11 protein-coding genes and 3 tRNA genes are annotated in these 10,193 nt (G+C 64.1%); 7 read left to right on the top strand and 7 right to left on the bottom strand.

Going from position 1 to position 10,193, the window contains the following annotated elements; translation table 11 throughout:
- Window positions 1-57: 57 nt before the first annotated feature.
- Entirely contained in the window at window positions 58-447 is a 390-nt protein-coding gene (locus tag ACP26O_RS04650) for a DUF2946 domain-containing protein (protein WP_175664085.1), read from the bottom strand.
- 238 nt (window positions 448-685) lie between these two features.
- On the opposite strand from ACP26O_RS04650, the gene ACP26O_RS04645 reads away from it, so the two are divergent.
- Together ACP26O_RS04645 and ACP26O_RS04640 are read left to right on the top strand one after the other, a co-directional pair.
- A complete protein-coding gene (locus tag ACP26O_RS04645) occupies window positions 686-790 on the top strand; it encodes a chorismate mutase (protein ID WP_162269111.1) in 105 nt (34 codons plus the stop codon).
- Window positions 791-1,010: 220 nt separating this feature from the next.
- Window positions 1,011-1,604 carry a chorismate mutase gene (locus ACP26O_RS04640; protein ID WP_175664086.1) on the top strand — a complete coding sequence of 198 codons (594 nt, stop codon included), beginning with the start codon at window positions 1,011-1,013 and terminating at the stop codon, window positions 1,602-1,604.
- A gap of 36 nt (window positions 1,605-1,640) precedes the next feature.
- Here the strand turns inward: ACP26O_RS04640 and ACP26O_RS04635 are convergent, their stop codons facing one another.
- Both ACP26O_RS04635 and ACP26O_RS04630 read right to left on the bottom strand, forming a co-directional pair.
- On the bottom strand, window positions 1,641-2,768 hold the full coding sequence (locus tag ACP26O_RS04635; RefSeq protein WP_175664087.1) for an exonuclease domain-containing protein: 1,128 nt from the start codon (window positions 2,766-2,768) through the stop codon (window positions 1,641-1,643).
- A gap of 161 nt (window positions 2,769-2,929) precedes the next feature.
- On the bottom strand, window positions 2,930-3,133 hold the full coding sequence (locus tag ACP26O_RS04630) for a cold-shock protein (protein ID WP_006750857.1): 204 nt from the start codon (window positions 3,131-3,133) through the stop codon (window positions 2,930-2,932).
- A 391-nt stretch (window positions 3,134-3,524) separates the two neighbouring features.
- Between ACP26O_RS04630 and ACP26O_RS04625 the strand changes: the two genes are divergently transcribed.
- A complete protein-coding gene (locus ACP26O_RS04625; protein WP_175664088.1) occupies window positions 3,525-3,788 on the top strand; it encodes a hypothetical protein in 264 nt (87 codons plus the stop codon).
- Window positions 3,789-4,296: 508 nt separating this feature from the next.
- Window positions 4,297-5,439 (top strand): porin, encoded by a 1,143-nt coding sequence (locus tag ACP26O_RS04620; protein WP_175660984.1) that lies wholly within the window; start codon window positions 4,297-4,299, stop codon window positions 5,437-5,439.
- 102 nt (window positions 5,440-5,541) lie between these two features.
- On the opposite strand, the gene greB is transcribed toward ACP26O_RS04620, so the two are convergent.
- Window positions 5,542-6,105 carry a transcription elongation factor GreB gene (gene greB, locus ACP26O_RS04615; protein ID WP_006750853.1) on the bottom strand — a complete coding sequence of 188 codons (564 nt, stop codon included), beginning with the start codon at window positions 6,103-6,105 and terminating at the stop codon, window positions 5,542-5,544.
- A 130-nt stretch (window positions 6,106-6,235) separates the two neighbouring features.
- Here greB and ACP26O_RS04610 point away from each other — a divergent pair.
- The 3 genes from ACP26O_RS04610 to ACP26O_RS04600 all read left to right on the top strand — a co-directional run bounded on the left by ACP26O_RS04610 (window position 6,236) and on the right by ACP26O_RS04600 (window position 6,594).
- Window positions 6,236-6,312 (top strand) — tRNA-Arg (locus ACP26O_RS04610).
- 67 nt (window positions 6,313-6,379) lie between these two features.
- A tRNA-Arg gene (locus ACP26O_RS04605) sits at window positions 6,380-6,456 on the top strand.
- A gap of 61 nt (window positions 6,457-6,517) precedes the next feature.
- Window positions 6,518-6,594, top strand: a tRNA-Arg gene (locus tag ACP26O_RS04600).
- Between the two features lie 193 nt (window positions 6,595-6,787).
- Here the strand turns inward: ACP26O_RS04600 and ACP26O_RS04595 are convergent.
- From ACP26O_RS04595 to gmk, 3 genes are all read right to left on the bottom strand, one after another.
- Window positions 6,788-9,154 carry a RelA/SpoT family protein gene (locus tag ACP26O_RS04595; protein WP_175664089.1) on the bottom strand — a complete coding sequence of 789 codons (2,367 nt, stop codon included), beginning with the start codon at window positions 9,152-9,154 and terminating at the stop codon, window positions 6,788-6,790.
- A 63-nt stretch (window positions 9,155-9,217) separates the two neighbouring features.
- Window positions 9,218-9,421 carry a DNA-directed RNA polymerase subunit omega gene (gene rpoZ, locus ACP26O_RS04590; protein ID WP_006756189.1) on the bottom strand — a complete coding sequence of 68 codons (204 nt, stop codon included), beginning with the start codon at window positions 9,419-9,421 and terminating at the stop codon, window positions 9,218-9,220.
- Between the two features lie 58 nt (window positions 9,422-9,479).
- A complete protein-coding gene (gene gmk / locus ACP26O_RS04585; protein ID WP_175664090.1) occupies window positions 9,480-10,163 on the bottom strand; it encodes a guanylate kinase in 684 nt (227 codons plus the stop codon).
- Window positions 10,164-10,193: the final 30 nt, after the last annotated feature.

Here is a 10,193-nt window from a genome sequence, read left to right as displayed (position 1 = left end):
CGCGCGGATCGGGCCGCGGGCGGCACGCGCGCCACCGGGGCGCGCGAACGATATCAATCAGACCGGGACGTTTTCAGGCGGACCGCGCGGCTGCGCGAGGCGGATGCCCTTGCGGGGAAAATCGGGAACGGCCGGGGCGGCCGCCCGGTACGCGAACGCGCGCACGAAACCCGGCAACGCGGGCAGGCTCGCGCCGAGCGCGACGTTCGACGCGAAGCCGGGACAGTACACGCAGTGCGGCACGCCGGCATGGTCGAACGACGCTGCGCCGCGATCGTCGCCGGACTGCGCGAGGGTGACCTGACGCGCGCCTGCCGCGCTGCACAGCTCGAGCGTGAGCTCGCCGGAACCGCTCGACGCGACGCGCGCGTAGCCGATGACGGGCGACAGTACGTTCAGTACCAGCGCCAGCCATACGAGGCCGATCCATCGCGTCGTCCGTTTCATCGCGGTCCAGGAAAAAGTGCGCGCAAGTATAGCAAGCACCCGCCGGTTGCCGATTGAGCCGGATGCAATAGCCGGCATCGCACGCGCGCCGCAGCGCATGTGCCGTTAATACAACAGAGACAAAATCTAACGATTCGCCGCTGGCACAAATCCAAGCGCGAGGTTGATAATTATTGGACCTGCTGGAGAAACGACCATGGACGAAAGACCAACTCGCATGCCCCCGCCCGAGCAAGTGATGAGCCCGGATCCGGAACCCGTCGGCGTGGAATTCCTCGCCGAATTGCCCGATCACGTCCGGGCATTCTTCGACGAGCAGCACAAGCTGTACTCGCCGAAGTGAACCTGCGTCCGGTTCTGTAACCGCCGCGTGTCGATCGAGACCATGCGGTTCATCGCTGCGTTTTCGGCGCAGATCGCTTCGCACCCGGGCTGCAACGGCCTGACGGTGCCGGGTCAGCGCGTCCGCTGATTCTTCTGTCGCGTCGTTTCGCCGCGCGACTGTCTTCGTCTATCCTTCTGGTTTTCCACCCCCGGCCCGCCCGGCTCTCCCGATCGTTCCGATGAAACAAGCCATTCGTGCCAGCGTCGCTGTCGCCGCGCTCGGCGTCGCCCTTCTTTCGTCACCGCTTGTCGCGCGCGCCGACGGCGACGACACCGCGCTCACCAACCTCGTCGCGCTCGCGTCGCAGCGGATCGCGCTTGCCGAACCCGTCGCACGCTGGAAATGGGCGAACCACAAGGCGATCGAGGACCAGCCGCGCGAAGCGGAACTGCTCGCATCGGTGGAGAAGCGCGCCGCCCAATCGGGCCTGGATCCGGCGTTCGCGCGTACGTTCTTCGAGGATCAGATCGCCACGAGCAAGGACGTGCAGAACGCGCTCTTTGCCACCTGGCGCGCGACGCGGCCGCCCGAAGGCACGCCGCCCGACCTCGCGACCAGCACGCGGCCGGCGCTCGACCAGCTCACGCAAAAGATGCTGGCCGGCCTCGGACGAATCGCGCCGCTGCGCGACGCGCCCGATTGCCAGGCGCGGCTGGCCCGCAGCATCGCGAACTGGAAGACGCTCACCCGCTACGACGCGAGCCGCTCGCAGGCGCTCGATACCGCGCTGTCGCACGTGTGCTCGGCCGGCGGCGCCAGCGCGATCGGCTGACGACGCGCGGCCGCCGCGTGCGGCGGCACGCGGCGCTCAGTCGGCAGGCGTGAGCGCCGCGAGCGGAATCAGTTGCAGGCCGCGCGCGAGATGAGTCTGCAGCAGGCGATGGGTATGGGGTTCGTACGCACCGTCCAGGCCGTCGGCCGCGAGCCGCAGGGCCGCGTCGAGTGATTCGGCCGCCCCGAGATAGCGCCACCCGTCGATCACGTGAAACAGGCGGCGCTCGTCGCCGGCTTCGAATGCGACCGCGCCGTCGAACGGCCAGCCCGCATTGCCCGCACGGGCTTTGTCGGCTGCGGGACGCCGGTTGTGCGACGGACGCAGGCGGGCGATCCACTGCGCTTCGGCGAGCATCGCGCCCAGCTCGTTGCCGGTCTCCCGCCATTCGACTCGCCGCACCTGCTGCGCGAGCCGCATTTCCTTCGACGAGCGCCGCTCGCCGGTCAGCAACGCGCGCAAGCGCTGCCGCACCCGCACACTGCGCCCGACGTAAAGGGCTTCGTCGCCCTCCCCGAACAGCGCGTACACACCGCATCCGGCGGGCGCGGTATCAAGCCACGCTTCGGTCATGCCGCCCGCGAGACGGAAGTGGCGCGTCGTACGCGCAATCTGGTCGCGCAGACGCTCGAGCGGCACGATCTCGTGCAACTGCCGCCAGAACTGCCAAAGGAGATCGGCATCCGCGAGCGCCCGGTGGCGGGCCGCGGGAACGAGGCCATGCCGCTCGATCAGCGCATCGAGACCGTGCCGCGCCTCGCGGGGAAACAGCGCGCGCGACAGCCGCACCGTACACAGCACGTCCGGATTGAACGCGATGCCGGCACGTTCGAATTCCGCGCGCAGGAAGCCGCGGTCGAAGCTCGCGTTGTGCGCGACGAACAGCTTGCCGTCGAGCCGCTCGAACAGCGTGGGCGCGAGCGACGCGAACGACGGCGCGTCGCGCACCATGTCGTCCGAAATGCCGGTCAGTTGCTGGATGAACGGCGGAATCGACTGTCCGGGGTTGACCAGCGTCGTCCACGTCGACACACCGAGCGGGCCGATTTCGACCACGCCGATTTCGGTGATGCGGTGCTCGGCGGACGAGCCGCCGGTGGTTTCAAGGTCGACGAAGACAAGCGGCTGCTCGCAGGCGGGATCGGACGGACAGGAATCGGACATGAAAAATGCAGGGAAACGGTGCTTTCGTGAGTATGCACCGGCATGCACGTTCAGGACCAGTCCGAACCGGAAACGATTCGCCGGCGGCCGGTTTTCATGCCCCAAAAAACAAAAAGCCCCCGCGATGCGGGGGCCGGACGTGATCGGCAGTGCGTGGCGCGTCAGACCGCCTGGATATTCGCTGCCTGCTTGCCTTTCGGCCCGAGTTTCACCTCAAAGGAAACGCGCTGGTTTTCCTTCAGCGTTTTGAAGCCGTCCATCCGGATTTCGGAAAAGTGCGCAAACAAATCTTCGCCGCCATTGTCTGACGTAATAAAGCCGAAACCTTTAGCATCGTTAAACCATTTTACGATACCGGTATCCATACCTTTCTTCCCCACTCGTTTAGATCAAAAAAGCTACTGATATAGCCGCCTCCCGAAATCCCGCAACGGCGCGCCGATACCCACCCCCAGCGCTCCGCCCGGGGACGGAGTGCTCACTTTATAAATTGGACAATCCGGGTGCGTCAAGAAAATTTTTGAGCCGTTCTTTATCAAAAAGACGTCAATACCACTGGAATCGGTACACCATCCTCTTTTATTAATTGATTCGCATCAAAAACCTGTCAATATTACCGGGATCAGATCCCCAATAATCAATACAGTGAAAAACCTACCGAGAAAAAACGGGTCGGTAAAATCCTCGGGTTTTTTCGGGTTGCGAAAAGCGGGGGACGTTGCGATGCTGGTGCCAAGCAATGGAAGGAGAAGGGTCATGTGGCTGGATGGAATCAAGCGCTTCGCGAGCCGGCTCGCACGCGCACGCCGCAAGTCCCGCGCGCTGGCCGAGCCTCGTGAAGCGCCGTGCGATACCGAGTTCGATCCGAACTGGCATGGCGATCATTGGCAGAACCTGCTGGCGTCGCCGCTGGACGCTCGTCACTACGTGATGGAAGACTGGACTTATACGCCGCCGCAGGCCGAAGCCGAGGCTCCCCCGCCGGCTGCCAAGCGCAAGCGACGCTCGTACATGCAGTAAGGCCAGCAGGGATCGGGAAGACCGGGCAAAAAAAAAGCGCGACTGGGAAGTCGCGCCGACAAAGGTTTGGAGATCTTTTCCGTCAACGAAAAAGTCTGCTTCGGAAAGCAGAGATCGCAGTATAGCGAGAGAACATCCTTTCATTATCCATGCTCCACACAAACCTCTATTGCCGATGTGTCAATAATCGCGCTAGGCCTACCCTCGTCTGCCACTGAAGGCCTGTCGCGCTCGCGCAACGCCTGGTACGCAGTCCTGAGTAGTATTTCCGCCCGCTGCGCCGCAGCAAGGTCTTGCTGGACGCGGCTCTCCGCGCATGCACCCATTTTTGCGCGATTCAAAATACAGTATTGCAGGAAGCGGTTTTCCTCCGCGCCGAGGCCGCTCCGTACACTGCAAATGGTTTTCCGACGAGGGTGCCGCGCCCACGCGCACGGCGTCGCCGACCGGTGACGCCGCCGATGCCCACAGCAGGTTCGATCGACATCCTCCTGTTTGGAGACAGATCATGAAAAAGACCCTGATCGTCGCCGCATTGGCGGGCGTGGCTGCCAGCGCCGCCCATGCGCAAAGCAGCGTCACGTTGTACGGCCTGATCGATGCAGGCATCACCTACACGAACAACCAGCACGGTCACAGCGCGTGGCAGGAAACGAGCGGCTCGATCAACGGCAGTCGCTGGGGCCTGCGCGGCACCGAGGATCTCGGCGGCGGCCTGAAGGCGATCTTCACGCTGGAAAACGGCTTCGGCATCAACAACGGTTCACTGAAGCAGAACGGTCGCGAGTTCGGTCGACAGGCGTTCGTCGGGCTCGCGCACAACAGCTTCGGCTCGCTCACGCTCGGCCGCCAGTACGACAGCGTCGTCGATTACCTCGGCCCGCTGTCGCTGACCGGCACCCAGTACGGCGGCACGCAGTTCGCGCACCCGTTCGACAACGACAACCTGAACAACTCGTTCCGGATCAACAACTCGGTCAAGTACCAGAGCGCGAACTACGGCGGCCTGAAGTTCGGCGGGCTGTACGGCTTCTCGAATTCCACCGGTTTCGCGAACAATCGCGCGTACAGCGTCGGCGCGTCGTACAGCTACATGGGCTTCAACGTCGCGGCAGCGTACCTGCAGCTCAACAACAACATCAACGCGCTGGCGCTCGCAGCCAGCGACCCCGGCGCGGTGGCCGGCGACTGGACCTTCGCGGCCAGCCGGCAGCGCACGTGGGGCGCAGGCCTGAACTACACGTTCGGGCCCGCGACGGCCGGCTTCGTGTTCACGCAGACACGCCTGACCAATTCGGCCGGGATCAGCGCCGGGCAGTCCGGCGTGTCGACCGGCATCCCGCTCGCCGGAGGCACGCGCTTCAACAATTACGAGGTGAACGGCCGCTACGCGCTGACGCCGGCGTTCTCGCTCGCCGGCTCGTACACGTACACCGACAGTCGTCTCGACGGCCAGACGCCGAGCTGGCACCAGTTCAACCTGCAGGCCGACTATGCGCTGTCGAAGCGCACCGACCTGTACTTGCAGAGCGAATACCAGCGGGTCAATGCCAGTGGGCTGGCGATCGGCGCGAACATCAACGGACTCGGCGCCGCGTCGTCGACGAACAAGCAGATCGCCGTCACGGCCGGCATGCGCCACCGCTTCTGAGCGATACGATCGGCGTAGGCCGTGCGGCCAAGACCGTCATGACGAAGCGCCCCACCCGGGGCGCTTGTTCGTTTCAGCGCGGCGCTTCGCGGATGCGCCGCTTCACGCGTTGCCCGGTGCCGGATAGCGAACGTCGAGCACGTCGATCGGCTGCGGACCGGCCGGCGTCATCAGCGTGACGGTATCGCCGATCTTCGCCTTGATGAGCGCCCGCGCGACCGGCGAGATCCAGCTGACGCAACCGTGATCGAGATCGACCTCGTCGATCCCGACGATCGTGATGGTGTGATCCTCGCCGTCCGGCGTCGCGTAGTCGACAGTCGCGCCGAAGAACACCTGGTCGACGTTCTCCTGCCGGCTCGCATCGACGACTTCGGCGAGATCGAGCCGCTTCGTCAGGAAGCGAATCCGGCGGTCGATCTCGCGCAGCCGCCGCTTGCCGTAGATATAGTCGCCGTTCTCCGAGCGGTCGCCGTTCGACGCGGCCCACGACACGAGGCGCACGACCTCGGGACGCTCGACGTCGATCAGGTTCAGGAGCTCGTCCCTGAGCCGCTTGTGGCCGGCCGGCGTGATGTAGTTCTTGGTGCCCGCCGGGATCGCGGGCTGACTCGGGTCGAGATCGTCGTCGTCACCGTCCGACTCTTTGACAAACGCCTTGTTCATGATGCGGATTCAAAACCTGGATGATCGATGCTTCAAGGGTACACGAACGCGGCCACGCAAGATCGTGCGACATATTTTGCGAAGAAGGCTTCCCTTTTTATACGACTCTGCTATACTTCCGCTTCTGCGTGCGGCTGTAGCTCAGTTGGATAGAGTACTTGGCTACGAACCAAGGGGTCGTGGGTTCGAATCCTGCCAGCCGCGCCACTTTTTTCGAGGGCCTTCCGAACCGAAGGCCCTTTCAGTTCAAAGTAATAGTATTTTGTTTTTGCGTGCGGCTGTAGCTCAGTTGGATAGAGTACTTGGCTACGAACCAAGGGGTCGTGGGTTCGAATCCTGCCAGCCGCGCCACCTTTTTGGGGGCCTTCCCATCGCAGAAGGTTCCGACAGTTGAAGTAGTACCGCTTTGCGTGCGGCTGTAGCTCAGTTGGATAGAGTACTTGGCTACGAACCAAGGGGTCGTGGGTTCGAATCCTGCCAGCCGCGCCATCTTAGAAGGGCCTTCCTCCGGGAAGGCCCTTTTTCTTTGCCCCTCCCTCTCCGCTTCTTCGCAGCGATCGCCGCTCCCTCCCGACAATTGAACTGGGCCGCCACCGCACCCCGCCACGCCAACTCGCCTGCGTGACCAATGAAAACGGCGGCCCATGGCCGCCGTCGTATCCCGCTCAGACAACGCGTCGCGTCAGTAATCCTGCCGTTCGCGCTCGATGCGCATGCCGCCGTCGTGACGCGCATGCACGCTGTCGTCGGTCGAGCGCTCGCGCATGATCCGCATTACATCCGGATTGGTCCGCACGCGCCGCATCACGTTCGCCAGGTGCACGCGATCGCTGACCTGGATCACGAAGCGCAGCACCGTCGATTCGTGCGTCAGATCCTCGTCCATGGCGATGTGGACGATGTTCGCGTCGGCCGACGTGATGTCCGCCGCCACGCGCGCGAAGATGCCCTTCGTGTTCTTCACGAGCGCCTTCACCGCGACGTCGAACAGGCGGCCCGGCTGCGGCGCCCACTCGACGTCGATCCACCGGCCCGGATCGCGGCGATGGATGCGCTGCGCGACACGGCAATCTGTCGTATGAATCGCCATCCCGAGGCCGATGCCGATATAGCCCATGATCGCATCGCCCGGAATCGGCCGGCAGCATGCCGACAGCTGCACGGACATCCCTTCGGTGCCGGTGATGACGACCGGCGGCGCATTGTGCGCGGGATGCCGCTCGGACTTCGGCAGATCGTCGTCCGCATCGCGGCCGCTCGTCAGCACCTCGATGCGCTTGGCCATCACCGCGGCGACGCGGCGGCCGAGGCCGATGTCCGCAAAGATTTCCTGGCGGCTCTTGTTGCCCGTCCACTGCACGAGCTTCTCCCACACTTCCGGCGCCACGTCGGCCAGCGCAAGCCCGTAACCCTTCAGGCTTTGATCGACGAGCCGCTCGCCGAGCTGCACCGACTCGTTCAGGCGCATCGTCTTCAGATAGTGACGAATGGCCGAGCGCGCCTTGCCGGTGCGCACGAAACCGAGCCAAGCGGGGTTCGGCTTCGAATACGGCGCGGTGATCACCTCGACGATGTCGCCGCTCTTCAGCTCGGTACGCAGCGGCAGCAGCTCGTTGTTGATCTTCACGGCCACGCACTGGTTGCCGAGATCGCTGTGGATCGAATACGCGAAATCGAGCGCCGTCGCGCCGCGCGGCAGCGCCATGATCTTCGACTTCGGCGTGAACACGTAGACCGCATCCGGGAACAGGTCGATCTTCACGTGCTCGAGGAATTCGCTCGAATCGCCGGCTTCGCTCTGGATGTCGAGCAGCGACTTCAGCCACTGGTGCGCGCGCTTCTGTACGTCGTTCAGATCGGCGCCGCCGTTCTTGTACAGCCAGTGCGCGGCGACGCCGGCCTCGGCGATCTCGTGCATCTTGCGCGTGCGCACCTGGAACTCGATCGGCGCGCCGAACGGGCCGACGAGCGTCGTGTGCAGCGACTGATAGCCGTTGATCTTCGGGATCGCGATGTAGTCCTTGAACTTGCCGGGCACGGGCTTGTACAGCGCGTGCAGCGCGCCGATGCACGTGTAGCAGTCGAGCGGGCTATCGACGACGACGCGAAAGCCGTACACGTCGAGCACCTGCGAGAACGACAGCTGCTTGTCGCGCATCTTGCGGTAGATGCTGTAGATCGTCTTTTCGCGGCCGGTGATCTCGGCGTCGATCTTCGCGTCGGACATCGCGCGCTGCGCGGACTCGAGGATCTTGCTGATCACTTCGCGGCGGTTGCCGCGCGCGGCCTTCACGGCCTTCTCGAGCGTCGCGTAGCGATGCGGGTTGAAATTCGCGAAGCTCATGTCCTGCAGCTCGCGATACGTGTTGTTCAACCCGAGGCGGTGCGCGATCGGCGCATAGATGTCGAGCGTCTCGCGGGCGACGCGGCGGCGCTTTTCCATCGGCACCGCGCCGAGCGTGCGCATGTTGTGCAGACGGTCGGCGAGCTTGACGAGGATGACGCGCACGTCGCGTGCCATCGCGAGCAGCATCTTGCGGAAGTTTTCCGCCTGCGCTTCCTCGCGGCTGCGGAACTCCATCTTGTCGAGCTTCGACAGGCCGTCGACCAGTTCGGCGACCTTCGGCCCGAAACGTTCGGCCAGCTCGCTCTTGGTCACGCCCTGGTCTTCCATCACGTCGTGCAGCAACGCGGCCATCACGGCTTGCGCGTCGAGCTTCCAGCCGGCGCAGATTTCCGCGACGGCGACAGGATGGGTGATGTAGGGTTCGCCGCTCTGGCGATATTGACCGAGGTGGGCTTCGTCGCTGAAGTGGAACGCCGCCTTGACCTCTTTGATTTCGTCCGGAGGGAGATACTCGGCAAGCGCGGCCGTCAGTTTCGCGATCGAAACGACGCCGTGCTTGCGCGGCTGCTCCGGAGTGGCGGTCGGCCCGAACAGATGCCGGAAGGACTGTTCGAGGACCGCGTCGATGTACTGGCGCGCAGGCGACCGGGCCGTGGCTTCGGTGGTCGAATCCGCGGAGGCGGACGATGGGGTGGTGCTCATATTCGCCTCCAGGTCGAGTCGTTGCGCGCGTGGATTACATGGCTGGAACGGGCCGGATGCGCGTTACACCGGCACCTTCTTCAACATCTCGACGCCGACGTGACCGGAAGCGATTTCGCGCAGCGCGACGACGGTCGGCTTGTCGCGGCTTTCGATCTTCGGCGTATGGCCTTGCGCGAGCTGCCGCGCGCGGTAGGTGGCGGCGAGCGCCAGTTCGAAGCGGTTGGGGATTTGCTTCAGGCAGTCTTCGACAGTAATGCGAGCCATGTTGGTAATTCCTTCTGAATATAGTCCTTATTCTACCTTATGTCCCTCTACCCTCGCGTCATTCCGCGTGGGGCAGATGGATGCCGAGCTCGATGAACAGCTCCGTGTGTCGCGCGTACTGCGAAGCAAAGCGCAGGCGCGTTGCCGTGACGATGCATTCGAGCTCGGCCAGCGCACGATCGAAATTCTCGTTGATCACGACGTATTCCGCCTCGGATGCGTGCGCCATCTCGCTGCCCGCGGCGAGCAGGCGTCGCGTGATCACGTTCGGCTCGTCCTGCCCGCGCTTCTTCAGGCGCTCCTCGAGCGCATCGAGCGACGGCGGCAGAATGAAGATGCCGACCGCGTTGCGGAACTGCTTCTTCACCTGCTGCGCGCCCTGCCAGTCGATCTCGAGCAGCACGTCGTGGCCGTTCATCATCTGCTCTTCGATCCAGACGCGCGACGTGCCGTAGTAGTTGCCGTGCACTTCCGCGCTCTCGAGGAATTCGTGCGCGGCGTGGCGCGCGCGGAAATCCTCGACGGTCGTGAAGTGGTAGTGCTGGCCGTCCTGCTCGCCCGGGCGCGGCTTGCGGGTCGTGTACGAAATCGACAGACAGATGTCGCTGTCCTTCGACAGCAGCGCGTTCACGAGCGTCGACTTGCCGGCGCCCGACGGTGCGATGACCATGAACAGGTTGCCGGGATAGACGTCGCCGTGCAGCGCATGCGACGCGTGGCCGTCGCGGGTGAATTCGGTCATGTCAGCCTCCGCCGTGCCGCCCCGATAACA

It is taken from the genome of Burkholderia sp. R-40, assembly GCF_049942845.1.
In the GTDB taxonomy this organism is placed as follows: Bacteria; Pseudomonadota; Gammaproteobacteria; order Burkholderiales; family Burkholderiaceae; genus Burkholderia; species Burkholderia ambifaria.
The sequence above is the reverse complement of the archived record's forward strand: the minus strand, read 5'-3'. Positions and strand labels throughout refer to the sequence as shown.

Excerpts from the sequence above, each read along its gene's own strand:
- ACP26O_RS04650 (WP_175664085.1), bottom strand. The coding sequence starts at position 447 with ATGAAACGGACGACGCGATGGATCGGCCTCGTATGGCTGGCGCTGGTA.
- ACP26O_RS04645 (WP_162269111.1), top strand. The coding sequence starts at position 686 with ATGAGCCCGGATCCGGAACCCGTCGGCGTGGAATTCCTCGCCGAATTG.
- ACP26O_RS04635 (WP_175664087.1), bottom strand. The coding sequence starts at position 2,768 with ATGTCCGATTCCTGTCCGTCCGATCCCGCCTGCGAGCAGCCGCTTGTC.
- ACP26O_RS04595 (WP_175664089.1), bottom strand. The coding sequence starts at position 9,154 with ATGAGCACCACCCCATCGTCCGCCTCCGCGGATTCGACCACCGAAGCC.
- ACP26O_RS04625 (WP_175664088.1), top strand. The coding sequence starts at position 3,525 with ATGTGGCTGGATGGAATCAAGCGCTTCGCGAGCCGGCTCGCACGCGCA.
- greB (WP_006750853.1), bottom strand. The coding sequence starts at position 6,105 with ATGAACAAGGCGTTTGTCAAAGAGTCGGACGGTGACGACGACGATCTC.
- gmk (WP_175664090.1), bottom strand. The coding sequence starts at position 10,163 with ATGACCGAATTCACCCGCGACGGCCACGCGTCGCATGCGCTGCACGGC.
- ACP26O_RS04640 (WP_175664086.1), top strand. The coding sequence starts at position 1,011 with ATGAAACAAGCCATTCGTGCCAGCGTCGCTGTCGCCGCGCTCGGCGTC.
- rpoZ (WP_006756189.1), bottom strand. The coding sequence starts at position 9,421 with ATGGCTCGCATTACTGTCGAAGACTGCCTGAAGCAAATCCCCAACCGC.
- ACP26O_RS04630 (WP_006750857.1), bottom strand. The coding sequence starts at position 3,133 with ATGGATACCGGTATCGTAAAATGGTTTAACGATGCTAAAGGTTTCGGC.
- ACP26O_RS04620 (WP_175660984.1), top strand. The coding sequence starts at position 4,297 with ATGAAAAAGACCCTGATCGTCGCCGCATTGGCGGGCGTGGCTGCCAGC.